Consider the following 24,683-nt stretch of genomic DNA (forward strand, 5'->3'; position numbering starts at 1 on the left):
TAGACACTGTTGTCAAATAGATCATTCCCAGTAAATAACACGTGCTTTTCTGACTAATTTGAGATACCCGCAGTAGATGAGGAATATAGGATTTGTTTAATTTTCGGCGTGTCGCTAATTGATCATTATCTTGTATAGATGAGGAAGGGATATGCAGAATAATACTAAGTATTTTTACGTATATCTCTGGTTTGTTTATAAATAGCTCGCGCGGCAGGAGGTAGAAAAAATAGGGCCCGTATTCTTGTCGATCATGAAAAAGTCCAAATGGCGCAGCGTTCTCAACTGACAGAGTTCGGAGAGGGATAACTGTTTGTTACGCGACTTAGCGGCTTGCGCGAACTGTGTTCTTGGTCTGCCTAAATAATTCTTTAAAAAACTGGAAAAATAATTCCAATCGAGCGCTCAGTACGTAAGAAATTGACTTGATAGTAGTCAAAATCCTGTGCTGACTCACCGTTGTTATCGAAGGGACAATGGGTTTTTAGGAAAACTAGCTATAGTAGAAAGGCTACTTCTGCTACCTTACTAGTATACAAAACAGCCCGTTGTAGGGATTCCTGTCGTCAATCACGCGCGATGAACCTTGTGAAAATAACTTACTCCATGAAAATAGGTATTATTAGGGCGCTCTTTCTGAGCGCGGCTATTGTTACTGCTTCACAGGCACAACCATTCGGCAAAGTTGTCCGTAAAACACCTGGTATTGTCTCATTTACCCTCCGAGATAGCTTTGGTAAGGATGTCCCCGGTACACTAGATAAAATTAAGGCGCTGGGAATTACCGATCTGGAGTTATCGAACCTGTTCGGTAAGACAGCGTCCGAAATGCGCACGTTACTCGACCAGCGCGGGATCAAATGCAGTAGCTATGGTGTAGACTATAAACTTATCAATGAGCAACCGGACTCAGTGCTGCAACGCGCCAAAACCCTGGGAGCCCAGTACGTTCGTGTGGCCTGGATTCCGCATCAGGGAAAAGCGACGCCGGAATTAATGCAGCAGGCGGCAGCTGATTTTAATAAATTCGGCAAGCTGGCCAAGGAGAAAGGACTGATGTTCTGCTACCACAATCATGGCTACGAATTCCAGCCTTATGAGTCTGGTACATTGTTCGATCTGCTTGCTAAGCAAACCAACCCGGATTACGTCGGCTTCGAAATGGACATTGCCTGGACCTATCTGCCAGGGCAGAATCCGGTTGCTCTGCTGACTAAATACCCAAAGCGGTTCCGGCTTATGCACCTGAAGGATGTCCGCAAGGGCGTAGCCGGCAACGACGAAGGCAAACTGTCGGCTGAAAATTCCGTGGTACTTGGAACGGGGCAACTGGATATGCCAGCGATTCTGAAAGCAGTTCAGAAAACATCAATCGACCATCTGTACATCGAAGACGAAAGCCCTGCCGCCGAACAGCAGGTCCCCCAAAGTTTGGTTTATCTAAAGCAACTGTAAAGGCTGGCTATGTTCCGTCGTCTGCCCCCTATCATTCTGTTCATCTTCATTGGCCTGATCGGAATTTTCGTTAGTGCTCTCGCCGGATTGGTGTATGAGCTACTCCAAAGACCGTTCAGTGCAACTAATGGTGTTATCTGGATCTTTATCGCATTGGTGAGCGGTGGGGGCATAGCGCTCATTGTCCTGTTTGATACCTACAGGCAGAAATGAGTCCAGCGGGCAACCGGTAAAAAAACTCGGCGAACTGGTTGAAAATACCAGTCCGTTTTGTTCGTTACAAGAATGCCGGCTGCTCGTTTAGAACTAGCGTGGTCGGTAAGTCTGTACCGATTCGTTTGCCTATGCGTTCATTACTGTTTACCTCTATTTGTCTGCTTGGTTGTCTGGCCACCATCATCGTTGCCTGTCAGCCTGACGAACCCCCAACCATCCCCCGGACCGGCGCACTGGCAATTCGTTTCGACAACGTGGTTGGCAATCAGGATTTACAACTCAACACAGGGGTTTATCAGAATGCCGCCGGAGAGCAATTTTCGGTCTCCTTGCTGAATTATTTCGTGAGTAATATCCGACTGCAACGGGCCAACGGCACTGAGTACGTTGTTCCGCAAGATAGTAGCTATTTTCTGGTTCGTGAGATCGATTCGGCTTCACAGACAATTACGCTGAAAGACGTACCAACCGGGAATTACGTCAGTGTATCCTACGTACTTGGTGTCGATAGCCTGCGCAGTACTATGGACATCAGCCGGCGGACCGGCGTTCTGGCTCCAGCGGGCGGCATGAATGGCGGTATGTACTGGGACTGGAATTCCGGGTATATCTTCTTTAAGCTGGAAGGCACTTCGCCCCAGGCGCCAATCGATCCGGCTGGGGCGCGTCGATTTCAGTACCACGTAGGATTGTTTGGTGGCTACGATACCCGAACGTTGAATAATTTACGCACGGTAACAGTTCCCTTCGGGGCAGCGCAACCGTCGATCCAGGAGGAACAAACTACGCGGATAGCGATTAAGGCTGATGTGCAGAAAGTATTCTCCGGTACAACTCCGGTTCGCATCGCGCAGAATTCGACGGTGATGGTATCGCCCTTCTCGGCTACGATTGCTTCGAATTACGCCAGCATGTTTCAATACGTACCACAAACTAATTGAGGATGCAAGTCTGGCAACGTATCGGCTTGGGATGTAGCGTTGGGGTTTTCGCGTTGGTGGTGGCCTGCCAGTCGGGAAAACCAACGGTTGATCCCGTTGAACCGAAACCAGATCCCCCTATCACAACCCCAACTTTCCAGACGACGCCGTACCCCTGGCAGAAACCAGCCAACTTTCCCGACCCGGTTTACGACTTTGCGAAGAATCCGTTAACCTACGAAGGAGTAGCTTTAGGAAAGACACTGTTCAATGATGGAATACTGTCACGTGATGGGTCTATTACGTGTGCGTTCTGTCATACTCCTGAGGCTGCTTTCGCACACACCGACCACGTATTAAGCCACGGTATTAATGATCTGCTAGGACCACGTAACGGGCTCAATATTCAGAATGTGGCCTGGAACAAAGCTTTCTTTTGGGATGGTGGCGTTCATGATCTGGATTTGCTCCCCATTGCTCCCATCCAGAACCCGGTTGAAATGGGCGATACGCTGACGCACGTATTGAAGAAAGTACAGAATAGCAGCAAATATTCGTCGCTGTTCTACAAAGCGTTTGGCTCGACCGACGTAACGCAGGAGCGTTTTCTGAAAGCGTTATCTCAATTTTTACTGACGTTAGTATCGTCCAATTCAAAGTACGATAAATACGTGCGGAAGGAGTCAGGCGGAGAACTGACCAGTCAGGAGCTAAACGGACTAGCCCTGTTCAAAGCGAACTGCGCCGGGTGCCACGCCGGAGAGTTATTCACCGATCAGAGTTACCGGAACAATGGACTATTGCCTAACCCAAATGCTGCTAAGCCCGATCTGGGACGGTATAATATTACGCTGATGGAGTCGGATAAGAATAAGTTCCGGGTTCCCAGTCTGAGAAACATTGCGGTAACGCTGCCGTACATGCACGATGGCCGGTTTGCTACGCTCGAAGCCGTATTGAATCACTACGCAACCGGTGTATCGGATAATGCGGCACTGGACCCGCTATTGAAAGCAAACGGCAAATTGGGAGTTGCACTGACGCAGCAGAATCAGCAGGATATTATCGCATTTTTGCGCACGCTGACGGACGATACGTTCCTGACGAACAAAGCATTTCGTCCGTGATCAGTGCGCGTGTTCCAGACGGTGCTGGCGAATATTGATTATGTGCGTGATAACCAGACCGGCTGAGGCTACGTAGCCAAGGTACTCAAACGCTTCGTTCGCGTCCTCCAGAACGATAGCTACCGCAAAGACCAGCAGAAATCCCCATAATGACCGCTTGATGGCTAGTGAGGCATGGTGCCGCGTCGCAAAATAGACGGCTACGATATTAACGATGATGAATAGGTAATCCAGACTGAGATAACCAAAACGAAGCTCATCGTGCTTCATTAATGCACTGGACATCAACAGAACCGGGGTAATCAGGCAATGGATGATGCACAACACCGAGCCGGTGATGCCGATATAATCAGCTTTGCGGGACAGAATATCAGTTTTCATACAGTGGTACAAAAATACGACGTTGCCGGTATTAGTATCCACTTCTAACCTAGTTTTTTGCAACTTAGTTGCGAAGAAATATTTTTTGTTTGCAGGAAACGTATACTGGAACTAAAGTATTTTGCTTAACACGCTGTATCCCATTAGTTTACCGTTCTTGTTGTACGTTTCTGTCTTGATGTCGAAAATCTGATTGGTTGCCCGGTAGCTAACCGTTTTCATCGTTGCCCGAATTGGCATTCCCATCACACGACTTTCTGTAGCCATGTCTGACGTAATTTTATACGCGTCGAACGTGCCGGCCGGAGTCGTGATGGATTCTTTGCCATCAACCAGTCGGTTTGTGATGTTCATGGCCATCGTTACCATCATACTGCCATTGGTCGTCATTTCGGCTTCCATGTTACCATCGGCCAACTTCTGCCCCGGACTGAGTTTGCCTGGATAGGTCAGCTGATTGGTTTTCATTTTCATCTCCGAATTCTTCAAACTGCTTTGCTGCATCGATTGAAACAGGCCCGACAGATCGGCAATGATTTCGTTGCCCGTACAGGTATATTTTATAGTATAAGGAGCTTGCTGTTTCCCTTTATCATCCTCCATCTGAGCCTGCATATTAACGACCGTCGATCCACCTTCTTTGCTGACGCTGGTGACCTGATAGGTCATTTTGCCGGTTGGCTTGTCTTTAGCGTTGTAATTAGTCATCTCAAAGCCGGAGCCCTGTTTGAGTGGAATACCTAGGCAGTCTTGTGCCTGACTTGAGAGCGTAGTAGCAAGAACAAAAAGCAACGAAAGAACCAGCGTTTTCATGGTAACAAAGACAAGGTTTCGATGAAAACAAAAGTAGGAACCTGGCTTTGAGTTACTGTAAACGCTTGAGGGAACGGAAGAAAACTTAGGCCCACATCATACTGAAGATGCCAAGCAGCATGATCAGCTTACATAAATTACTGAGGTAACCGAAATCGCGTCGGGTATCGGCACCGACAAGCCGGTAGATCAACCAAGTGATCGGAATAAGCAGGAGAACAAAAATCCAACCCAGCCGAAGGTTGCCGAGTCTATCGGCAATGAGGAAAAGACTGATGATGAAAGCGCTAAGGAGGACGTAAAGCAGGTATTTAGTACGTCGCGGGCCCCATATAATGGGGAGCGTTCGGCAACCAAAGCGGGCGTCACCCCGAATGTCCTGCATGTCTTTGATAATCTCCCGGACGAGCGAAATGCCGAAAGAGAACAGCGCATAAATCAGTAGCAGGTCGGCCTGCTGGCGATAATAAACGGCCAGAATAATAAGCGACAGGGCCGTTAGGAGCGACACGACAACGTTGCCAATGAAAGGCTGACGTTTTAGCCAGGCCGAATAGGACCACAGTAGGGAAACTGCCAGTACATCAGCCACGAAGACCCATTTGCTCATATACAGCCCAATCAGGCAGCCCACTACGCTTAGGATCTGGTGCGTACCCATGGCTACCCGACGTTTCAAATAGCGGCCAATGATAACCCGATCCGGTTTGTTGATCAGATCTATTTTGATGTCGAAGTAATCGTTGATGATGTATCCTGCGGCCGCAATACATGCCGTCGAGAGAGCCAATAGCCAGATTGACGGTTCCAGCAGGATGCTGGACCAGTCGGAACGAGGACCGATTAGAAAGATGCGCGCCAACAACTGCGTCAGTATTAGAATCAATAGATTCTGTACCCGAACCAGCCGCAGAAAACCCGAAACGAAAGCTAAAGAAGTAATGGGCTGCCGCACGCTCGTAGCCATTTTTAAACAAAAATACGCTTTTTTCTCCGACGTCCGCGCAGTGACATCTCGTGGATAATTAAAAAGAGACCAGATTGTAAAGTCTGGTCTCTTTTTAGTTTCTGAGCAGGAATATATCAGTTACACATCACAAATAGTGATGGCTTCCTGAAGACTTTTCAGGGGATCGAGTTTAGGAATAAATTCCTGCGCTACGTACCCCTTGTACCCCGTAGCCACAATCGCTTTCATGACTGCCGGATAGTAAATCTCCTGCGAGTCATTAATTTCGTTACGTCCGGGGTTACCGCCTGTGTGGTAATGGCCGATGTATTTCTGGTACTTCTGAATGGTCCGAATGATGTCGCCCTCCATGATCTGCATGTGGTAGATGTCATAAAGCAACTTGAAGTTTTCTGAGCCAACTTTCTGACAAAGCTCAGCGCCCCAGGCCGTATGATCGCACATGTAATCTTTGTGGTCGACTTTACTGTTCAGCAGCTCCATGATCATGGTAATGCCGTGCTTTTCGGCGCTGGGCATTAGGCGTTTCAGGCCCTTGGCGCAGTTCTCCATACCCTGCTCGTCGCTCATACCCCGGCGGTTGCCCGAAAAGCAGATGACCGTACTGTAGCCCGCTTCCTTCAATTTCGGGAAAATGGCTTCGTAGCTGGTAACCAGTTCATCGTGAAATTTAGGATCGTTGAATCCATCAGCGATTCCTTTACCCGCTCCCTGGGGTAAGGCCGACGTAAGACCATGCTTTTTCAGAACGGGCCAATCGGCTGGGTCAACCAGATCGATGGATTTGATACCCATATCCTTGGCGGCTTTACAAAGCTCTTCCAGCGGAATTTTGTTGTAGCACCACCGGCAAACGGAGTGGTTAATCCGGCCCTTCAGAACGAGGGATGTCTGTTCGGCAGGCGTACCCGCTTGGGCCAGTGAGGTAGTTAGAGCGGGTAGGGCGAAAGCCGTGCCCGTTAGTGTTTTAAGCGCGTTTCGGCGGGAGTTCATAAGAGGAATAGTCGTTAAAAAAGCACCGGCTGCGACATCGTTTCGAGTCGCTAACCGGTACCAAATAAGCTAGCTATGCTTATAGTTCGCGAATCCGGATGTTGCGGTACCACACCTTGTCGCCATGATCCTGGAGCGCGATGTGACCGGTTGAATATTTACCAAAGCCATCCCAGGCCTTGAATTTACTCTCCGCAACCATTTTATCCCATTCTGGACCGCTGGTTGGGTAGTCCGCAACCTTTTTACCGTTCAGATAATGTTCCGCATGGCCATCTTTTACAACCAGCCGGGCTTTGTTCCACTCGCCAACGGGTTTGGCGGTGTTGAGCGTAACTGGCTTCTGAATGTCATACAGGGAACCCGCCGTACGGTTGTTGTCGCGGCCCTTCTTAGCGTCGGGGTGTTTGTCGTTATCCAGCACCTGCATTTCGGGACCTGTCAGATACGTAGCCCGGTATTTAGGATCCTCGTGAACGTGGTAGATAATGCCGCTGTTGCCGCCTTCGGCAATTTTCCATTCCAGCTCCAGTTCGAAGTCACCGTACTCTTTATCGGTAACCAGATCGCCGGCTCCACCCGACGACAAATGAATCGCGCCGTCGTCAATTGTCCATTTGTCCGACATGGGCATACCTGATTTCAGGTATATATGCCAGCCTTCCAGCGACTTACCGTCGAAGAGTTTTTCCCACTTACCTTTTTTCGAAGTTACAGAAGAGACGGGGGTAGGTTCTCCGGCCACAGTTGCCTGGGACGGGGTTACGTTTAGAGTCAGTGCTAAAGCCAGTAAACCAGCGGCAGAAAGACGAACGTAGTTCATAGTTGAGAATTGTTAGGATTTTGTCATGACAATACTAAGGAAAAAACGTACACCAGGGACGTTTCCTAAATAATTGCGGCTGTTTTATAGGTAACGCAATTTTTGGTTAATTAATACTGTTGGATTATTACGGCATCTATTTGGAATGCGCACGGACTACTGTTATGGAAGCCACTACGTTAATACCCGCTGAGAAACAACGATATCAGAAACATTTAAACCTGCCCGAACTTGGCCCGGCCGGTCAGTTGAAACTGAAGAATAGCCGGGTGCTAGTGGTGGGCGCTGGTGGACTGGGATGCCCTGTACTCCTGTACCTGACAGCCGCCGGAGTTGGTACCATTGGGATTATTGATCCCGATCGGGTTGACCTGAGTAATCTGCAACGGCAGGTTCTTTACACAACCGATGAGGTTGGGCAGCCAAAAGTGAAGGCCGCCGTCGGGCACCTGAAACGGCTGAATCCCGAGCTGATGTTCAACAGTTACGTCATGGCACTGGAGATCAGCAACGCTCGGAACATCATTTCCGACTACGATCTGGTGATTGACTGCACGGATAATTTCAAGGTGCGCTACCTAGTCAATGATGTATGTGTACAGCTGCAGAAACCCTTTATTTACGGAGCTATCCATCGCTTTGAAGGACAGGTAGCTGTTTTGAATAATGACCTGGGCAATGGCCAACGTGGACCAACGTATCGGTGCCTGTTTCCGGAGTATCCGAACGACATTGAAATTCCGAACTGTAACGATACTGGGGTGCTGGGCGTATTGCCGGGGGTGATCGGTACGTATCAGGCTAGCGAAGCGATCAAATTAATCACTGGTATCGGGCAGTTGCTGAATGAGCAATTATTGATGCTGGATTTGCTGAGTGTGAGCCAGCAGAAAATCAAAACCCGCCGACGAGCCGATGCCGACGAACTCGCCCGTCAGGGGCTGGCTTCGGGCTACCGGGCTGCTACGGCTGCGGCTGGACCACAGAAACTGGGCGTACAGGAACTCGCCGATCGGTTGGCGCTGGGCGAAGAAATCTTTTTGCTTGACGTGCGTGAGCGGCCGGAGTACGAACTCTGCCACCTGGAGAACGCTGTGTTAATTCCGGTGAGTATGATTCCTAATAACCGTAAGCGGATTCCAACCGACCGACCGGTGGTTGTCTATTGCCACCATGGTATGCGTTCGGCTAATGTGGTCAACTACCTCTACGCTCAGGAAGGATTGACAAATTTGTATAATCTGGAAGGGGGCATCAACGCCTGGGCGCGCGAAGTAGAACCCGATATGGCCGTCTATTAAGCTTTTGTTGCTGCCCCGCCACCCGGAACCACCAGGCAGACGCTACTGTTCTGGGGACAGTTGCTGCAAACAGTCAGCAATTAGGTCTTACCTTTGCCGCGCTCAAACGGCAGCAGCTAGTAGATATGTTCATCACTGTATTAAAATCGAAACTACACCGCGTCCGGGTGACGCAGGCTGAACTTAATTACGTTGGCAGTATCACCATCGACGAAGATTTGATGGATGCAGCCAACTTACTCGAAAACGAACAGGTCCACATTGTCAATAATAACAACGGCGAACGGCTGGTGACGTATGTCATCAAAGGAGAACGGGGATCGGGAACGATCTGTCTGAATGGTGCTGCTGCCCGGAAAGCGCAGGTAGGTGACATCATAATCATCATCTCGTACGGAATGGTGAGCACCGATGAGGCACGAACGCATAAACCAGTCGTCGTTTTTCCAGATGATAACAATCGGCTGGTGAAAAGCTGAGCAATTGGCGAGTTGATATAGCCATCTGCATGAAACTCCGTTACTTTGTAGCGGAGTTTTTTTGTACAACTAGTATCTCAACCGAAACAACCTTAGCGAGATAATCTATACCGGTAATCTTTACTGAGGCATTCTTACTGATACGCTTCGTTTCCATGAATATCAAAAACGCGCTCAAGTATTTAATTTCCCTGGCCATCGCTGGCGGCCTGCTTTGGTTTACGTTCCAGCAGAGCCATCTGGACGCGGCCGATCTCTGGGCTAAAATCAGTGCGGCCGATTATCGCTGGGTGCTGGTATCAGCCGTACTTACGTTAGTGGCTCACTGGAGTCGGGCCGAGCGCTGGCGGGTTCTGCTGGAGCCGGTAGTTCCCCAGCGGCCCAACAGTATTGATGCTACGGCAAGCGTGCTAACGGGTTATTTGGCGAATTTAGCTCTTCCCCGGGCAGGGGAAGTTGCCCGCTGCGGTACGTTGTATCGTCTGTCAGGGGTTCCGGTTAACATTAGCTTCGGAACCGTCGTCGCCGAGCGTTTATTCGATGTACTAATGCTGTTGATCCTCCTCGGTGTTACGTTCCTGCTGGAGTTTGACCGGTTGAGCGAGTTCTTTCTCAATTTTCTGGGCGACAAACTCCCTAAAGGAACAAGCGGATCAGGGATTTTGCTGCTGGCAGGAGCGGTTGTTGTCGGCTTAGGCTTGCTCGGCTGGTTTTTGTTCAAGCGGTACCAGAAAGCACTTGGTCAGCATCCGCTGTATCAGAAAGTCAGTACGTTTCTGAGCGGCCTGCTGGCAGGTTTATTAAGCGTACGTAAACTGCGTAGACCGGGGCTGTTTCTGTTCCATACAGTGCTGATCTGGGTACTTTATTACCTGATGTCATACACTTTGTTCTTCGCGATGCCGGCTACCGCCGATCTGGGGCCGCTGGCCGGATTGACCATTTTGGTCGTCGGGTCACTGGGCATGGCAGCACCGACACCCGGAGGCATTGGTTCGTTTCACCTGCTGGTGGGGCAGGTTGCGTTGTTGTACGGACTGACCAGTCAGGACGGGCAGGTGCTGGCCACGTTTATCCACGGTGTATCAACAATCATGATCATTATCCTGGGTGTGCTAAGTCTGCTGGTCGTTTTGTTACGGCGTAACAAGGCGACGCACACGGAGGACGTACTCGACGATCCGCGCTCCATCAACGTGGCGCGCTGATTCAATTTATTGACTAAAAGGCAATTAGCCGTGACAGAATCAAAAATAGTAAGTCGGGAGCAGGCTATTGCTCAAGCTGATGAATGGCGGGCGGAAGGGCAGCAACTGGTGTTTACCAATGGCTGCTTTGATATCGTTCACCTCGGGCATATTGACTACCTCGAAAAAGCGCGTAGTCTGGGCAGTAAGCTTATTTTAGGGCTAAATACCGACGCATCAGTAAGCCGGATTAAAGGGCCGTTACGGCCTGTAGTGAATGAATATGCCCGCTCACGGCTCATGGCAGCTCTGGCTTTCGTGGATCTGGTTGTCCTGTTCGATGAGCCTACGCCACTGGAGTTGATCGAAGCCGTTCAGCCGGATATTTTAGTAAAAGGTGACGATTACACAGTAGCCACTATTGTTGGCTCTGATTTTGTATTAGATCGGGGCGGGAAGGTAGAAACAATATCGCTGGTGCCGGGCTATTCGACCACCAAATTGATCGAACGTATCAAAACAAGTTACTAAGAAATTTGTCGATCAAATTACTGACTAAGCAGCAGGGGTATAGGTAGTTTTCGCATATAGTTGCTTTATTCTACGTTCTTAATAGGATTTTGTTAGTGAAGTTTCTAGCTTTAATCTGTTATTAATATTATCGACTGATACGTTGACCAGCTTAATCTAGTAAAATATATTCTTCAGGCTGTAAACAAATAAGAACCGATGAACGTAGTAACTACCCGTAACGTAATCTGGGGAGGATTTTTAGCCTTACTGATCCTACTTCCCACATCTGGACAATCATCAATCGAACGGACGGGCGATATGCTTATCGGCCGGTGGTTGTTTCCCACAAGAGGCTCAAGCGTTGATGTGTTCAAAGCAGGTGGGCAGTATTTCGCTCGTGTGGCTGAAGTCGACCAAGCAGGCGTAAAAAACTACGGACTGGAAAAAGACAAGATTCTGATCAGTAACCTGACCTTTGACGGAAAAGTGTGGACGGGCGGTGAGTTAATTCATCCGAAAACCGGTACCCAACTGGATGTTGAACTGAATATGTCCGATCCTCAAAAAATAACTGTAACGATCTACAAGGGCATTAAATTTCTGCACAAGAAATTTGATATGACCCGGCAGACGAACTGATAAATTCTGCTTTTTAAAGCAATGGAGCCCGATGTTTGTAACGAACATCGGGCTTTCTGTTACAGGACAAACGGGCACGGAGTTGGATAAATGGTAGTAAGGGCGGGATACTTTTCGTCCAAAAGAGTTGTTTTACTGTTGATGGTACGTTAAGTTGCCTATTTCACAAAACCAAAAACCTAACCATCTGAAATGATTTCACCCTGGTTATTAATGATTGTCATCTTCGGCCTCAGCATGTTTGTCAGCTGGCGGTTGCGGAGTAAGTTTAACGAGTATTCACAGATTGGTCTAAGCAACGGCATGAGCGGAGCGGAGATCGCACAGACGATGCTGCGTGAAAACGGCATCTACGATGTGCGGGTCGTTTCGGTTGAGGGCATGCTAACTGACCACTATAATCCCGAGGATAAAACGGTCAACCTTAGCGCCGACGTGTATTACGGTCGGAGCGTAGCGGCTGCCGCCGTAGCTGCCCACGAATGTGGTCACGCGGTTCAACACCAGGTGGCCTATGCGCCCCTGAAGTTTCGCTCAGCTATGGTACCGGTACTGACTGTATCGTCGCGTTACATGCAGTGGGTGCTATTGGGTGGTATTTTGTTACTGCAAACTACGCCCATTCCGCTGGCAGTTGGGGTGGCCCTGTTCGCTCTGACGACGCTGTTTAGCTTTGTTACGTTACCCGTTGAGTTCGACGCTAGCCGTCGAGCCCTGGCCTGGGTACAAAACAATAACATCGTCACGCAGCAGGAATATGGTTACGCCAAAGATGCTCTGTGGTGGGCCGCGATGACCTACGTAGTTGCCGCACTGGGCTCACTGGCAACGTTGCTTTACTACGCCAGCCTGTTGATGGGTGGCCGCCGGAGCGACTAACCGTTCAGGATTTAACTCATAAAAAAGCCGCGCTCAGTCAGGGCGCGGCTTTTTTATTATTCAGCAAACTAACCCAGGCGTGGGATTGGTAGCATATTCGTTAGGGCGACATAGCCCGCTTCGACCATTTCTTCCGTTGGAGCCGACCGGTCGATCAGTGTGCCGGCAACAGCTACGGCGAGTGCGATCAGTAGAGCCGGCCAGAAGCCGACGATGGTGAAGCTATCCATGAATTTGTCGATCAGCTTCAATAGCAAGGCTGTCACAATAATTCGAACTAAACCCGTTAGCAGGAAGAATGTGAAGAGGTTGAGCGGAAAGCGAATCACCCAGCCAACAAAGAAATTGAGAAGGCCCAGTAAGACGGCAATGAGGAGGGCCGTACCAAAGTTTTTGACGTCAATCTGAGGTATGACGTAAGCCAGCCCGAAAATGACAGCCGCATCTAACAACAAGTGTAGTAGCAGATTCATACAAAGAGTGATTTAAGTGGTTCTTTTCAACAACTGTTTCCGTCTGCGATGGTTTTACCGGAAGCATTAACCTTTTCGCCATGCATCGATTGGTCATTTTCTTTCTGCTGACGCTGTTAGCCTGCGGTCGTAGTTCATCGCAACAGCAAACCGCTACGTTATCAGCCCCGCCTGATTCCGCCAAGGTGTATCGCTTTGGTGAAGCCAGCCGCGATGGTATCGGTAAGATTTATCAGCGCCGGGAGATTGCGCAGGTCATGGGCCATCTGGGGGCATCATGGCTCGAACGACCAGAGCGGGAGCAGGAAGAACGGACTGATTTGCTGATAAAGGCGCTGAATCTGAAACCGACCGATGTGGTTGCTGATATTGGTGCTGGAACCGGCTATTTTACGTTTGTCATGGCCCCAGAAATACCACAGGGTAAAGTGCTGGCGGTGGATATACAGCCGGAAATGATTGAATACCTAAACGAAGGCAAAGCGAAGCGAAAAATTACGAACGTGCAACCCGTATTGGGTACCGAATTTGATCCAAAGCTACCCGACAACAGTATTGACCTGGCAATTATGATCGATGCCTATCATGAGTTCTCGTATCCCCGTGAAATGATAACGCACATTGTGTCAGCCCTGAAACCTGGCGGGCGGGTAGTGTTAGTCGAGTACAGGGCTGAGGATCCGAGTGTGCCAATTAAAGAACTGCACAAGTTGAGCGTAGCGCAGGCGACTAAGGAGATGAACGCAGTAGGGCTTAAATTACTGAAGAACGACAAGCGCCTACCTCAGCAGCATATCATGTTTTTTGGGAAGTGAAGTTCGGTAGAACTGAACCCACACCATATCGGTCATTAGAAGCAGTTTTCGAAACACTCCTATACTCAGCCCCACACCTTCAATGCTGGCGCCAGCACCAGAGCAACCCTCGCCTTCCAGACAGGTGCAGGGGGCTTTTGCGGCTATGCTAACGGAGCCGAAGAGTACCGAATAGACCACCACTAAACTGTCCGGTACGTACTCGGACCTGATCTTATTACCTGAGCAGAAGGATAAATTTCCGGTTATAAAGTCGGGACTTACGGGTAGATAGTTTAAGTCCAGACAATAGGCGCCGGTACTGGTTGCTATCAAGCTGTATATAGTTGATTCTGCTAAGTCGCACGCCAACCTATCAGTATGTCCGCGTGGGAGGAGCACTGCTGGCGGGCGTAGCCGCAACGGCCTGGATCATCGAGCGGCTCACGGAACAGCCGAATCTCATCACGCATCTGCTGGAATCGGAACGCACCAAGAGTATCTGGTTACTGATCGCACTGGCTATCTTTGCAGGCTGGACCAACTGGCGCTTCCGTAAAACGCACCAATCGAATAGTTATACGTCGTAAGTAAATCCTTACCTCCCCGAAGCCAGACTAGTTGTTGCTACCGTATCTATTAACATGAACGCTGTACCGCTTGCTCTTCCAGTACCGATAAACCAAGTATTTACGGTTGCTATGCCGCGGATTAATCTGGCCGCTGTTAAGCCGGTCCTGCGCGTTTTTTGCCTGATTCTGCTAGTTCTTATTTCGCCCTCAACGGCGATTGCTCAACTAATCAAGGGCCGGGTTATCGACGAGCAGCGCCCTGATGTACCCCTGGTTGGCGCATCGGTTCAAGTTCCCAATGGCAAGCAGGGTACCATGACCGACAGCAGCGGTCGGTTTTCGATTCTGCCTGCTCAGGCAGTGTCGTTCATTCGAATTAGTTTTCTAGGCTACCAAACGCAAACGGTATCGATTCAGGATGATAACCCCGATCTGACCATAAGGCTGGTGCCCGATGATGCGCGGCAGCTGGCGGAAGTGAGGGTTCAGTCGAAATATTATCGACAATACGCGACGAACACGATTTCCAGCGCACTGCGGCTTCAAACTGCCCTGATCGATTTGCCGCAGAATATCCAGACCGTTACGCCTGAAATCATTTACGATCAGGGCAGTTTCAACATGACCGAAGGCGTTAGCCGTAATGTCAGCGGGGTAGTGCGGCAGGAAGTGTCGAATAATCTGGGACCTTACATGTTTATGCGGGGTGGCCAGATTGCTACCCTACGTAACGGCATCGACCTGACGCCCATCTACCGGGGACCGTCGCCCGAAGATGCCGCCATCATCGACCGGGTGGAGTTCGTGAAAGGACCGTCGCTTTTTATGAACAACATCGGCGATCCGGCGGGTAGCTTCAACGTGGTTACCAAACAGCCAACGGGAATACGCCGATACTCAGCGACCGCCATGCTGGGAAGTTTCAATTTTTACCGGCTGGCTGTTGATCTCGATGGTCAACTCGACAAGAAAGGCAAACTGCTCTACCGGCTCAATGGGATGGGCATGCACACAAATTCGTTCGTGAAGTTTGACAATAACCAGCGGTTTCTAATAGCCCCCGTCCTCAAATACCGCATCAGCGACCGGACCTACGTATCGGTGGAATATCAGTACCAGTCGAACAGATACGCGATGTACAGTCCGATTGTGATGACGCCCGGCGTGGATTCGCCGATTGGTTTCTCGACGCTGCCTATTGATTTTTCCATTCATGAGCCATCTTTAACTCCCATACGGTCTCACGATCATACTGGCTTCCTGACAGTAGGGCACCAGTTCAGTGCCAACTGGCAGCTGACAGTACGAGGGGCGTTCATGCGCAACGACAACGAGGGCGCATATATGTGGGTGACGGGCGTGAACACAGCTAATCCAACCGTTCTGCTACGTAACCCCAAGTACGACCTGAACCGCACGGAAGTGTTTTCAGAGCAGGCGTTCGTTAACAGCAAATTCACCACGGGTCGGCTGAAACACCAGCTGCTGGCCGGGGTCGACGTAAATCAGAAACGTTTCCGGGCCGATAGCTACGTTCAGTACGATACGTATACCGACGCGCAGGGTAAAACGCAGCTACGATACTACCCGCTCGACATCAACAATCCCGTTTACGGCGCTGAGATATCTAATTACCACACGCCGGGCGGGCTTATCAACCGCAATACCACGCAGACCGTCAACTATCGCTCGTTCTACGCACTGGATGAACTGGCTCTGTTCGCCAATAAACTGCGGCTGACACTGGGCCTCCGCTACACGTCCGTCCAGACCCGCAACGACGTGTCGGGGGTAACCACGACATCCAGCGATAACGTAGCGACGCCCCGACTAGGAATCAGTTACAGCCTACGCCCTGATCTGTCGGTATACGCGCTCTATGACCGGACGCTGGTGCCGCAGGCCGGGGTGACCATCGGTGGGGAAGCCATTCGGCCCCTAGAGGGTACCAACCGGGAGATTGGCATCAAGAAAAACTGGTTCAACGGCCGCTGGAATACAACGGTGGCCTTCTACCGGATCAACCGTTCGAACGCCATCGCCACCGATCCTAACAACAGCCTGTACCGGATACAGGTAGGTGCTAACCACGCTCAAGGAGTCGATTTTGATGTGGTGGGGCAGGTAGCCCGTGGCCTGAACGCGGTTGTCAACTATGCTTACAACGACTCTAAAATTGATAATGACGTCAATATGGCGTTGGTTGGTACACCCACGCCGATGTACGTCAAGCACATTCAGAATACCTGGCTTAATTATGAACTGCCCGGCACAGTAGTTTCCGGACTGACCTTGTCGCTGGGTTACCAGTACCAGGGCGGGCGTGGCGAGCGATACGCTACGGCAACCCAGCACGCAATCCCCAATTTCTTCCGGCTCGACGGAGGAATCGGCTGGCAATACGGTTCTGGACAACGAAATTCCTTTAAAGTGAATCTGCTGGTGAACAACCTGCTCAATAAAACGCTGATTGCAACGGCCTGGTACCGCAGTGGCCTCTACTACTGGGTACCGCAGGCACCTGTCAACGGTCGGTTGAGCGTGAGTTACACCTTCTGAGCCACGCGAAGGCTACTGTTGAACCACATATCGCATGCTGAAAGCTGAAAGACTGTCCAAGCAGTTCGGGACCCATACGGCCCTGAACGAGCTGGATCTGGACATCCGTCCGGGAGAAATCTATTGCCTGCTGGGCTCGAATGGGGCTGGCAAATCAACCACAATCAACATCTTTCTGGGATTCATTCCGGCCAGCAGCGGGCGAGCGCTGATCGACGGTATCGAAGTATCGGTTGATAATCAGCAGACCCGCAACCTGATCGCCTACATTCCCGAAATTGTTAACCTGTACCCTACGCTGACGGGGCTGGAGAACCTCGCGTTCTTCAGTGGGCTGTCAGGCTACCGTTACACCCGTGATGAACTCATTGCCTTTACGCGTACGGCCGGGTTGCAGGCGTCGGCGCTTGACAAGCGCGTGGGGTCGTACTCGAAGGGGATGCGCCAGAAAGTTGGTATTGCCATTGCACTGGCTAAACAGGCGAAAGCGCTCTTTCTCGACGAACCAACATCCGGGCTCGATCCTCACGCCAGCAACGAGTTTGCTCAAGTTATTACCCGGCTCAGCGATCAGGGAGTCTGTACGCTGATGGCCACGCACGATCTACTGATGGCTAAAAACCTGGGTCATCGCATCGGCATTATGCACCAGGGGCGTTTGCAGCACGAACTGCGCTCGGAAGCAGTCGCCTATGCTGAACTGACGGATCTATACATCGCCACTGTTAAACAGGCTGCGTGAGATGATCGGTCTTATTTTTCGCAAGGAATTGACGGAGCTGATCCGGACAACCCGCATGAACTGGCTGCTGATCGGTACGGCGCTGCTGGTGGGGCTGGCGCTGTACAACGGCTATACTTATGCCGTCGATCACCAGCAACTGCTGAGCGAATCGCAGCGGGTAACGTATCAGCAGTTTATTAGCCAGGGTGACAAAAACCCACACCTGGGCGCGCATTTCGGCTTTTACGCCTATAAACCGATGGCGGAGCTGGCCCTGCTCGAAAACGGCATCGACGATTACACGGGTAACTCGTTCTATCTTGAGCCCCACCAGCGGGGTATCGTGCGGTTCCGGGAAGTGACCGATTCGACGGCGTTACGTAGCTTCGGCTTTCTCAACGTGGGCTATTTTGTGCAGTTTATTCTGCCCCTGTTCATTTTCCTGTTGAGTCATAACCTGTTCGCTAAAGAGTGGGAAAATGGCACGATCAAGATGGTCCTGAGCGCGCGGGTGACGGCTCGGCAACTGTTTGTGGGCAAGCTGCTGGCCTGCGGACTACTGGTAGGGGCGCTACTGGCGCTTGTTATCCTGATTCCGCTGGCGTTGCTGCTCGTCCAGCCGCAGCCGGTCGACTGGCCGACGGTGCTTCCGGTCTACGGTTGTTACGTAGCCGGTCTGCTACTTTACGCAATTTTGCTGACGGTGCTGGGCGTGGCAGTGTCGCTGCTGACACGTTCCTCGTCGCTGGCGCTGGTGGGGCTGACCGGCTTCTGGCTCCTAGGTGTTTTTCTCATACCCCGCCTGACGGCTGAATTGGCCCGGCGGGTATACCCATCCGTTACGTCGGCGGATTTCGATCGGCAGACGTTCCAGGAAAAACAGTACGGCGTTGGCAATGAAGGAACGAAAGATGCCCGGCGGGCGCAGCTGGAAGCCCGGACCCTGAAGCAGTACGGCGTTAGTCGGCTGGAGGACCTACCCGTCTTTTTCATTCCCATCACCATTGAATACTTTGAGGAATCGGATGGGTGGGTCATGGACCGCGCTTATGCTGCCGTCGAAGCCAACGAATTCCGGCAGGATCGGCTGGTGCTGGCCAGTGCGCTGCTGTCGCCGTTTCTGGCCTTCCGCGACCTGTCGATGCACCTGACGGCGACTGATATGAACACCCATTACGATTTTGCCGCCAAAGCCGAGCAGCACCGTCGGCGGGTAGGTGAGCAGGTCGATGCGTTTTACCAGAATAATACCGTCGCGACTAACGTCTTCTGGAAAACCGTACCGCAGTTTGCCTACCAGGCGCCGGGCGTTGGCTGGCGGCTAAGCAATGCCGTGGCCTCTTTGGGAATTCTGCTGGGCTGGACCGTATTGGCACTGGTACTAATGGTTATCTCGTACCGACGCGTCCGGGTGTAAGAAGCTGGCTGGAAATCATTTCTGAACGAGTCTTAAATCAGCCTTGCCAATTGCCAGATTTTCTTCGGCTTAATTTACCCCCCGCCCCCTAAAGGGGGAGACGTCTGTAGGCGAGTTTCTCCCCCTTTAGGGGGCGGGGGGTAGAATCTAACTACAACTGAACAGACCTGCCCTCTAGAGGACTTAGAGGAATTCAGACAGTCTCTAACGTATATCGAAATTCGTATCTCATTTAGTCATGTGCACACCTTTATTTCGGGTCATGATGGCCCACGAACTTCGACTATTGTACCGAAATAGGGTACTGGTCAGTTTGTTCACCCTGATTTTACTGGTACTGATGGCCAGTCTGTGGATTGGCAGCAGCATGTTACGTAAACAGCAGCAAACGATTGGTAAGATCGGCACGTACCAGACCGAGATGGCCGATAGCCTGAAAAACCGCATCAAGCGAATCGAAGCGGCCCAGATGCGGTACGACGGCTTTATCTGGGACGATCCGACCTTTGCTTACAACACGGCCCGCAATGAGGGGCCGCAGTTTGCTGTCAAACAGCCGTTTGCTCTCCAGGCGCTGATGGTGGGGCAGAGCGACGTGCAGCCCTACTATTATAAAGTGTACATCAACAAAAAGCAGAACCTGGTTTTCGACGGCGAGATCGACAACAGCCTGTTACAGTTCATCGGCACCTTCGATTTTGGCTTCGTGGTCATCTACCTGCTGCCGCTGCTGATTATCGTATTTACGTACAACGTACTGGCCTCCGAAAAAGAGCAGGGGACGTGGGTGCTACTTAAAACCAGCAACCAGTCGATTGCCCGGCTGATGTTATACCGCATTGGTATCCGCTACGGCCTGTTCACCGGCTTTTTCTGGCTGGTGGTAACGCCCGTTCTGGCCGCGCTGATTGGCCCGGTTTTTCTGGTGACTGGCAACTGGTGGTGGATCGTCGGTTTTGTATCGTTGTACTTTGGCTTCTGGTTCGCCCTGTCGTTTCTGGTCAACAGCTTCTCGCTCAGCTCGAACCTGAATGCAATGGTGCTGATTGGCCTGTGGCTGGCGCTGGGACTGCTGGTACCAAATCTGCTCCAGATCGGGCTGAACCGGCTGTACCCCATCCCGAGCCGTATTTCGCTGACTAACGAAGAACGTAACGCCATCAATAAGTATTTCGAGAAAGACGGACAGGCGCTGACCAAAGACGTATTCAGTAGTCCACGGACGATGATCCGGCAGGCGTCGGTCGTTACGCCGGGCATGGTGTACGGCTACGGGGTAATTGTGTACAAAAGCCAGGAAATCAAAGATGCGGCCGCTCACGTAGCTGAGCAGAAGCTGTACAAACAAATCGAGCGGCAACAGGCTGCCATTGAGCGATTGCAGTTCATCAGCCCGGCGCTGATGATGCAGGAAGTTTTGGCTGGGCTGGCCGGTACACACTGGCACCAGTTTAACCAGTTCAGCCGCGACGTCGATGCTTTCCGGATAAAGACCCAGCAATTTTTTTACCCTAAAATGGCAACCGAACAAGCCTACCGTACTTTTACTGTGCGGGACGCCGAAGCCATTCCGCGTTTTTTGCCCCGCACCTATGCCGACTACGACTGGCTGCACATTGAATTTTCGGTGCTGCTGTACGTTGCCCTCGTGGTTGTCCTGCTGCTGATCGGCTACCGGCGATTACTCGTCGCCAGTCGGTAAGTACGAAGAGGGTAATGTAGATACGTAGATACGATATTGGTCCGTAGAGATAGAGTCTCTACGGACCAATAGTGCAGACAAATTAGAGGCTTACTGAGGGAAATTATACGTGTAGCTCAGTGAGGAGGCAGTTTTATTGTCTACTACATCCTGGAAAGAGTTATCCGTAAATTGAGTATGATATTGCTCGTAAACTCGGCTACGGTATAAAGCCAGGAGAAGAGCAAACGAATCGTCCGTGGCCAACGAGTCGGGAGCGAAATTGCCCTCCGAGCCTTCATCCTCGACATTTCCTTGTTTCATTGACTGGTGTGTTGCGTTGTTGACTCAACAAAACAACAAACTTATATGAAAGAAACCTAGTAAAGCGCGGGTAGTTAACGGGTAGTCTGGGGCTTATAAGCCCAAAAAAAGCAAAAATAAATGCAAAACAGAGCTTCCGATTCGTTCATAGCTGCTGCTTTTCGAGCAACTTATACGGAAGCTGACTGGCGCGATAGTTTGCTCTTGCGGAAGCCATACGAGAAGTAAATTACCAAGCCAATGGCTAGCCAGATCAGGAAAATAGCCCAGTTCGTTACGCCCAGTTCAGTCATCAGATACAGATTCGTGAGAATGCCCATGACAGGAAGCAACGAGAAATTACGCGAGAACGCCAGCGCTGATAATACTGCCCAGGTAGCCCAAAAAACAAACAGTAATGGTTTTGCTTCCGCTGCGTCCAGTACGTGTCCGGCTTGCAAGGCGTAACCAAAGGTGAGGATGAACCCGATCCCGATCAGGTATTTGCCGTTGACGTAAGGAACCCGGAATTTGGATTGTTTGGAAATACCAGTTGCATCAAGGTACAGAATACCACCACAAACCAGGATAAACGCGAAGAACGTACCTACGCTGGTTAGGTCAATGAAAAACTGCATATCCAGAAACAGCGATGGAACGGCAACCAGTACGCCCGTAACAATTGTCGCAAACGATGGCGTCCGGTATTTCGGGTGGACCTGCGAAAATTTAGGCCACAGTAGTCCATCCCGACTCATAGTCATCCAGATACGGGGCTGGCCTAGTTGATACGCCAATAGAGCGCTTGTAATGGCTACCACCGCACTAACCGAAATGATTCCGGCCATGAAGTTGAGGTTCAGTTTCTGAAACACGTAAGCCAGCGGGTCATCAACGCCCAGTTCCTTGAAGTTAACCATGCCGGTCAGAACGAGCGTAATGAGGACATACAGCACTGTACAGATAACCAGGCAGTAAATCATGGCGCGGGGTAAGTCGCGCTGCGGATCGCGGCACTCTTCGGCGGTAGTCGAAATAGAATCGAACCCAATAAAGGCAAAGAAGACCGACGCTACTCCGCTCAGAACGCCCTGCACGCCATTAGGCGCAAAGGGAGACCAATTTTCGGGTTTTACATAGAATGCCCCAACGGCAATCACTAAACCGATAACAATCAGTTTTAGCACCACCAGCAGGTTGCTCGCATTTCTCGATTCTTTAATGCCAATGTACACCAGGGACGTAATTAGCACGGTAATTAAACCAGCTGGTAAATCCATGATGATGCGTAAACCACCCACAACCGGAGCGGCTTCGTAGGCTCGGGCCAGGGCTTTTACATTGGCTGGGATATCAGAAGCTGCTGCTCCTGCGGCCTGAACCTGCTCGTAAGCCCGGTGGACTGACCCATAGTCGGAGGAGAGCCAGCCGGGAAAACTGATACCAAAACCGCTGAGCATGGACGTAAAATACTCGGACCAAGAAATGGCTACTACCATGTTTGATACGGCATATTCCAGGATAAGCGCCCAGCCAATGACCCAGGCGAAGATTTCACCGAACGATACATAAGCGTAGGTGTAAGCACTCCCACTAACCGGAACCGTGCTGGCAAACTGTGCGTAACTCAACGCAGTAAATACGCAGGCAATGGCCGTAAAAACGAATAAAAGCGATACGGCTGGGCCGCCATTGAAGCTCGCCCGGCCAATGGTACTGAAAATACCCGCGCCAATGATAGCAGCAATACCCAGCGATGTCAGGTCCCGAACACCCAGCACTTTCATAAGATTGGATGAATTGTGCTGACTGGCATCGCCAAGTGCCTGGGAAACGGTTTTTTTACGAAAAATGGACATCCGGTAAATACGTTCGTAAGCTGAATAAAGTGATTTAGTGTCGCCAGTTGGCAGGAGAGTTGATCAATGAGGTTCCTCAAGAAGGCTCTCCAGTTCCTTGACCCGGCTGAGGGTAGTTTGTTCCTTGCAAAGGGCTACAACCATGGGTTGCATGCTGCCACCTTCGTAAGCTTTGTCGTAAAAGGCACAATGCGCGTCCCGGTAAAGCAGCCACTGACGCTGAGCCTTCACGACCAATGTGCGCCTGTCGGCCGGAAATCGGGCTAGTACGCGTTTGTAGAGTGCGTTCAACTGCCGATCGGCCCGCTCGAATCGTTGCCAGGCGCAGCGGTTCATATCTGTCTGTGACATAGCTTCGTCGCAGTCGATAGGCTTGCTGTCGGGAGCAGGTTTGACCCGTTGGCCGTACGTACTGCCGACCAGTAACAGGAAATAAATCAGGAGCCCAAGTTTTTTCAGTGAATCCGACGCCAACATGCGTGTATTGCCGTTAAACTGCTAAAAATAGGGATACTTTCCGATTTTTTGTGCGATACTTGAGTATTCGCTACGCATCAGGAAGTCGATACGTAATGTTAGAGAACACAAGCATTCGTTTCAGTATGTCAATTCGGGTAGAGAACCTGACCAAGGAATATGGGGCCCAAAAGGCGGTCAATCAGATTTCACTGACTGTTCAGCCAGGAGAAATCGTGGGATTTCTGGGACCCAATGGTGCCGGGAAGTCGACCACCATGAAAATTGCCACGGGCTACCTGCCGCCAACTCATGGTACGATTGAGGTCAACGGCTTCGACGTGCGGACGAACCCCATGGACGTACGGCGGAGTGTAGGGTATCTGCCTGAGCACAATCCGCTCTACCTGGACATGTACGTAATCGAGTTCCTGCGATTCGCGGGCGCGCTGCACGGTCTTCGTGGCCAGGATCTGTCTAGCCGGATCACCGAAATTATCGATCGGGTTGGTCTGGGGCGCGAACAGCACAAACGTATCGGGCAGTTATCAAAAGGGTACCGGCAGCGCGTAGGCCTAGCGCAGGCACTGTTGCATAATCCGCCGGTTCTGATTCTGGATGAACCAACAACGGGTTTGGATCCGAACCAGCTCGCCGATATCCGGGAGGTGATTCGGGAGGCCGGACGAGACAAGACGGTACTGTTTTCGACGCACATCATGCAGGAAGTCGAAGCGATCTGCGACCGGGTGGTGATTATTAACCGAGGGCAGATCGTAGCTGACAGTCCATTAAATCAACTACGAGCTAGTGCCGCGGCATCAAACGTAGTGATCGTTGCTGAGTTTGCGGGTGAGCTGGCCAATCCTGATCTGTTACGTCTGCCGGGGGTAGAGCAGCTTGAGCCGTTAGGGAAAGGTCAATACAAGATTGTGGCTGGTACTGGTGTGGACATACGGGCGGCCATCTTTCGACTGGCCGCCGATCAGCACTTGACACTGGTTGGTTTACGCCAGCAGGAAAACTCACTGGAAGGCATATTTAAGGAGCTAACGAAGTAGTAGGTGCCGTAAACAAGAGGAGGGGTCGTTGATACGGTAAATACAACCGTATCAACGACCCCTCTTTGCTTTATCAGACCCCTGTTAC

26 protein-coding genes are annotated in these 24,683 nt (G+C 50.9%); 17 read left to right on the top strand and 9 right to left on the bottom strand.

Translation table 11 applies throughout. The features are described from left to right. Window positions 1-606: 606 nt before the first annotated feature. From ACYVAD_RS21230 to ACYVAD_RS21245, 4 genes are all read left to right on the top strand, one after another. The gene (locus ACYVAD_RS21230; protein WP_461141545.1) at window positions 607-1,455 is read left to right on the top strand and encodes a sugar phosphate isomerase/epimerase family protein; all 849 of its coding nucleotides are present in this window, start codon (window positions 607-609) and stop codon (window positions 1,453-1,455) included. Window positions 1,456-1,464: 9 nt separating this feature from the next. Next, window positions 1,465-1,668, top strand: coding sequence for a hypothetical protein (locus ACYVAD_RS21235; RefSeq protein WP_461141546.1), 204 nt, complete (start codon window positions 1,465-1,467; stop codon window positions 1,666-1,668). A 131-nt stretch (window positions 1,669-1,799) separates the two neighbouring features. Next, window positions 1,800-2,612: an MbnP family protein gene (locus tag ACYVAD_RS21240; RefSeq protein WP_461141547.1), complete on the top strand. Its 813-nt coding sequence runs from the start codon at window positions 1,800-1,802 to the stop codon at window positions 2,610-2,612. Window positions 2,613-2,614: 2 nt separating this feature from the next. After that, the gene (locus tag ACYVAD_RS21245; protein WP_461141548.1) at window positions 2,615-3,718 is read left to right on the top strand and encodes a cytochrome-c peroxidase; all 1,104 of its coding nucleotides are present in this window, start codon (window positions 2,615-2,617) and stop codon (window positions 3,716-3,718) included. Here the strand turns inward: ACYVAD_RS21245 and ACYVAD_RS21250 are convergent, their stop codons facing one another. The 5 genes from ACYVAD_RS21250 to ACYVAD_RS21270 form a co-directional block, all read right to left on the bottom strand. After that, window positions 3,719-4,099 (bottom strand): MerC domain-containing protein, encoded by a 381-nt coding sequence (locus tag ACYVAD_RS21250; protein WP_461141549.1) that lies wholly within the window; start codon window positions 4,097-4,099, stop codon window positions 3,719-3,721. It lies immediately after the preceding gene. 111 nt (window positions 4,100-4,210) lie between these two features. Next, window positions 4,211-4,912 carry a TapB family protein gene (locus ACYVAD_RS21255; protein ID WP_461141550.1) on the bottom strand — a complete coding sequence of 234 codons (702 nt, stop codon included), beginning with the start codon at window positions 4,910-4,912 and terminating at the stop codon, window positions 4,211-4,213. An 85-nt stretch (window positions 4,913-4,997) separates the two neighbouring features. Further along, window positions 4,998-5,879, bottom strand: coding sequence for a geranylgeranylglycerol-phosphate geranylgeranyltransferase (locus ACYVAD_RS21260; protein WP_461141551.1), 882 nt, complete (start codon window positions 5,877-5,879; stop codon window positions 4,998-5,000). 120 nt (window positions 5,880-5,999) lie between these two features. Then, window positions 6,000-6,875, bottom strand: a complete 876-nt coding sequence (locus ACYVAD_RS21265; RefSeq protein WP_461141552.1) for a hydroxypyruvate isomerase family protein — start codon at window positions 6,873-6,875, stop codon at window positions 6,000-6,002. A 79-nt stretch (window positions 6,876-6,954) separates the two neighbouring features. Next, window positions 6,955-7,698 carry a 3-keto-disaccharide hydrolase gene (locus tag ACYVAD_RS21270; protein WP_461141553.1) on the bottom strand — a complete coding sequence of 248 codons (744 nt, stop codon included), beginning with the start codon at window positions 7,696-7,698 and terminating at the stop codon, window positions 6,955-6,957. 164 nt (window positions 7,699-7,862) lie between these two features. Between ACYVAD_RS21270 and moeB the strand changes: the two genes are divergently transcribed. From moeB to ACYVAD_RS21300, 6 genes are all read left to right on the top strand, one after another. After that, a complete protein-coding gene (gene moeB / locus ACYVAD_RS21275; RefSeq protein ID WP_461141554.1) occupies window positions 7,863-8,999 on the top strand; it encodes a molybdopterin-synthase adenylyltransferase MoeB in 1,137 nt (378 codons plus the stop codon). 125 nt (window positions 9,000-9,124) lie between these two features. Then, complete coding sequence (gene panD / locus ACYVAD_RS21280) at window positions 9,125-9,478, top strand: aspartate 1-decarboxylase (RefSeq protein WP_461141555.1); 354 nt, start codon at window positions 9,125-9,127, stop codon at window positions 9,476-9,478. 155 nt (window positions 9,479-9,633) lie between these two features. Beyond that, window positions 9,634-10,686, top strand: a complete 1,053-nt coding sequence (locus ACYVAD_RS21285; protein WP_461141556.1) for a lysylphosphatidylglycerol synthase transmembrane domain-containing protein — start codon at window positions 9,634-9,636, stop codon at window positions 10,684-10,686. A gap of 30 nt (window positions 10,687-10,716) precedes the next feature. Beyond that, window positions 10,717-11,196 carry a D-glycero-beta-D-manno-heptose 1-phosphate adenylyltransferase gene (gene rfaE2 / locus ACYVAD_RS21290; protein WP_461141557.1) on the top strand — a complete coding sequence of 160 codons (480 nt, stop codon included), beginning with the start codon at window positions 10,717-10,719 and terminating at the stop codon, window positions 11,194-11,196. Window positions 11,197-11,394: 198 nt separating this feature from the next. After that, window positions 11,395-11,817 carry a DUF2147 domain-containing protein gene (locus ACYVAD_RS21295; protein WP_461141558.1) on the top strand — a complete coding sequence of 141 codons (423 nt, stop codon included), beginning with the start codon at window positions 11,395-11,397 and terminating at the stop codon, window positions 11,815-11,817. 213 nt (window positions 11,818-12,030) lie between these two features. Then, window positions 12,031-12,696, top strand: coding sequence for a zinc metallopeptidase (locus tag ACYVAD_RS21300; protein WP_461141959.1), 666 nt, complete (start codon window positions 12,031-12,033; stop codon window positions 12,694-12,696). 68 nt (window positions 12,697-12,764) lie between these two features. On the opposite strand, the gene ACYVAD_RS21305 is transcribed toward ACYVAD_RS21300, so the two are convergent. Further along, window positions 12,765-13,169 (bottom strand): phage holin family protein, encoded by a 405-nt coding sequence (locus ACYVAD_RS21305; RefSeq protein ID WP_461141559.1) that lies wholly within the window; start codon window positions 13,167-13,169, stop codon window positions 12,765-12,767. Window positions 13,170-13,249: 80 nt separating this feature from the next. On the opposite strand from ACYVAD_RS21305, the gene ACYVAD_RS21310 reads away from it, so the two are divergent. From ACYVAD_RS21310 to ACYVAD_RS21335, 6 genes are all read left to right on the top strand, one after another. Continuing rightward, complete coding sequence (locus ACYVAD_RS21310; RefSeq protein ID WP_461141560.1) at window positions 13,250-13,984, top strand: class I SAM-dependent methyltransferase; 735 nt, start codon at window positions 13,250-13,252, stop codon at window positions 13,982-13,984. A gap of 326 nt (window positions 13,985-14,310) precedes the next feature. Continuing rightward, the gene (locus ACYVAD_RS21315) at window positions 14,311-14,553 is read left to right on the top strand and encodes a hypothetical protein (protein ID WP_461141561.1); all 243 of its coding nucleotides are present in this window, start codon (window positions 14,311-14,313) and stop codon (window positions 14,551-14,553) included. Between the two features lie 111 nt (window positions 14,554-14,664). Next, the gene (locus ACYVAD_RS21320) at window positions 14,665-17,094 is read left to right on the top strand and encodes a TonB-dependent siderophore receptor (RefSeq protein ID WP_461141562.1); all 2,430 of its coding nucleotides are present in this window, start codon (window positions 14,665-14,667) and stop codon (window positions 17,092-17,094) included. Between the two features lie 34 nt (window positions 17,095-17,128). Then, complete coding sequence (locus ACYVAD_RS21325) at window positions 17,129-17,836, top strand: ABC transporter ATP-binding protein (RefSeq protein WP_461141563.1); 708 nt, start codon at window positions 17,129-17,131, stop codon at window positions 17,834-17,836. A gap of 1 nt (window position 17,837) precedes the next feature. Continuing rightward, window positions 17,838-19,235 (top strand): DUF3526 domain-containing protein, encoded by a 1,398-nt coding sequence (locus ACYVAD_RS21330; protein ID WP_461141564.1) that lies wholly within the window; start codon window positions 17,838-17,840, stop codon window positions 19,233-19,235. 238 nt (window positions 19,236-19,473) lie between these two features. Then, window positions 19,474-20,937, top strand: coding sequence for a DUF3526 domain-containing protein (locus ACYVAD_RS21335; RefSeq protein WP_461141565.1), 1,464 nt, complete (start codon window positions 19,474-19,476; stop codon window positions 20,935-20,937). A gap of 90 nt (window positions 20,938-21,027) precedes the next feature. On the opposite strand, the gene ACYVAD_RS21340 is transcribed toward ACYVAD_RS21335, so the two are convergent. From ACYVAD_RS21340 to ACYVAD_RS21350, 3 genes are all read right to left on the bottom strand, one after another. Then, window positions 21,028-21,240: a hypothetical protein gene (locus ACYVAD_RS21340; protein WP_461141566.1), complete on the bottom strand. Its 213-nt coding sequence runs from the start codon at window positions 21,238-21,240 to the stop codon at window positions 21,028-21,030. Window positions 21,241-21,410: 170 nt separating this feature from the next. Beyond that, the gene (locus tag ACYVAD_RS21345) at window positions 21,411-23,078 is read right to left on the bottom strand and encodes an amino acid permease (protein ID WP_461141567.1); all 1,668 of its coding nucleotides are present in this window, start codon (window positions 23,076-23,078) and stop codon (window positions 21,411-21,413) included. A gap of 63 nt (window positions 23,079-23,141) precedes the next feature. Beyond that, the gene (locus ACYVAD_RS21350) at window positions 23,142-23,555 is read right to left on the bottom strand and encodes a lysozyme inhibitor LprI family protein (protein WP_461141568.1); all 414 of its coding nucleotides are present in this window, start codon (window positions 23,553-23,555) and stop codon (window positions 23,142-23,144) included. A gap of 125 nt (window positions 23,556-23,680) precedes the next feature. Between ACYVAD_RS21350 and gldA the strand changes: the two genes are divergently transcribed. After that, complete coding sequence (gene gldA / locus ACYVAD_RS21355) at window positions 23,681-24,595, top strand: gliding motility-associated ABC transporter ATP-binding subunit GldA (RefSeq protein ID WP_461141569.1); 915 nt, start codon at window positions 23,681-23,683, stop codon at window positions 24,593-24,595. The last annotated feature ends 88 nt before the right edge of the window (window positions 24,596-24,683 follow it).

It is taken from the genome of Spirosoma pomorum, from assembly GCF_054776615.1.

Excerpts from the sequence above, each read along its gene's own strand:
- ACYVAD_RS21235 (WP_461141546.1), top strand. The coding sequence starts at position 1,465 with ATGTTCCGTCGTCTGCCCCCTATCATTCTGTTCATCTTCATTGGCCTG.
- ACYVAD_RS21250 (WP_461141549.1), bottom strand. The coding sequence starts at position 4,099 with ATGAAAACTGATATTCTGTCCCGCAAAGCTGATTATATCGGCATCACC.
- ACYVAD_RS21300 (WP_461141959.1), top strand. The coding sequence starts at position 12,031 with ATGATTGTCATCTTCGGCCTCAGCATGTTTGTCAGCTGGCGGTTGCGG.
- ACYVAD_RS21285 (WP_461141556.1), top strand. The coding sequence starts at position 9,634 with ATGAATATCAAAAACGCGCTCAAGTATTTAATTTCCCTGGCCATCGCT.
- panD (WP_461141555.1), top strand. The coding sequence starts at position 9,125 with ATGTTCATCACTGTATTAAAATCGAAACTACACCGCGTCCGGGTGACG.
- gldA (WP_461141569.1), top strand. The coding sequence starts at position 23,681 with ATGTCAATTCGGGTAGAGAACCTGACCAAGGAATATGGGGCCCAAAAG.
- ACYVAD_RS21265 (WP_461141552.1), bottom strand. The coding sequence starts at position 6,875 with ATGAACTCCCGCCGAAACGCGCTTAAAACACTAACGGGCACGGCTTTC.
- ACYVAD_RS21340 (WP_461141566.1), bottom strand. The coding sequence starts at position 21,240 with ATGAAACAAGGAAATGTCGAGGATGAAGGCTCGGAGGGCAATTTCGCT.
- ACYVAD_RS21295 (WP_461141558.1), top strand. The coding sequence starts at position 11,395 with ATGAACGTAGTAACTACCCGTAACGTAATCTGGGGAGGATTTTTAGCC.
- ACYVAD_RS21325 (WP_461141563.1), top strand. The coding sequence starts at position 17,129 with ATGCTGAAAGCTGAAAGACTGTCCAAGCAGTTCGGGACCCATACGGCC.
- ACYVAD_RS21305 (WP_461141559.1), bottom strand. The coding sequence starts at position 13,169 with ATGAATCTGCTACTACACTTGTTGTTAGATGCGGCTGTCATTTTCGGG.
- ACYVAD_RS21260 (WP_461141551.1), bottom strand. The coding sequence starts at position 5,879 with ATGGCTACGAGCGTGCGGCAGCCCATTACTTCTTTAGCTTTCGTTTCG.
- ACYVAD_RS21230 (WP_461141545.1), top strand. The coding sequence starts at position 607 with ATGAAAATAGGTATTATTAGGGCGCTCTTTCTGAGCGCGGCTATTGTT.
- ACYVAD_RS21310 (WP_461141560.1), top strand. The coding sequence starts at position 13,250 with ATGCATCGATTGGTCATTTTCTTTCTGCTGACGCTGTTAGCCTGCGGT.
- ACYVAD_RS21320 (WP_461141562.1), top strand. The coding sequence starts at position 14,665 with ATGCCGCGGATTAATCTGGCCGCTGTTAAGCCGGTCCTGCGCGTTTTT.
- ACYVAD_RS21345 (WP_461141567.1), bottom strand. The coding sequence starts at position 23,078 with ATGTCCATTTTTCGTAAAAAAACCGTTTCCCAGGCACTTGGCGATGCC.
- ACYVAD_RS21255 (WP_461141550.1), bottom strand. The coding sequence starts at position 4,912 with ATGAAAACGCTGGTTCTTTCGTTGCTTTTTGTTCTTGCTACTACGCTC.
- ACYVAD_RS21245 (WP_461141548.1), top strand. The coding sequence starts at position 2,615 with ATGCAAGTCTGGCAACGTATCGGCTTGGGATGTAGCGTTGGGGTTTTC.
- ACYVAD_RS21335 (WP_461141565.1), top strand. The coding sequence starts at position 19,474 with ATGTGCACACCTTTATTTCGGGTCATGATGGCCCACGAACTTCGACTA.
- ACYVAD_RS21240 (WP_461141547.1), top strand. The coding sequence starts at position 1,800 with ATGCGTTCATTACTGTTTACCTCTATTTGTCTGCTTGGTTGTCTGGCC.
- moeB (WP_461141554.1), top strand. The coding sequence starts at position 7,863 with ATGGAAGCCACTACGTTAATACCCGCTGAGAAACAACGATATCAGAAA.
- ACYVAD_RS21350 (WP_461141568.1), bottom strand. The coding sequence starts at position 23,555 with ATGTTGGCGTCGGATTCACTGAAAAAACTTGGGCTCCTGATTTATTTC.
- ACYVAD_RS21330 (WP_461141564.1), top strand. The coding sequence starts at position 17,838 with ATGATCGGTCTTATTTTTCGCAAGGAATTGACGGAGCTGATCCGGACA.
- ACYVAD_RS21270 (WP_461141553.1), bottom strand. The coding sequence starts at position 7,698 with ATGAACTACGTTCGTCTTTCTGCCGCTGGTTTACTGGCTTTAGCACTG.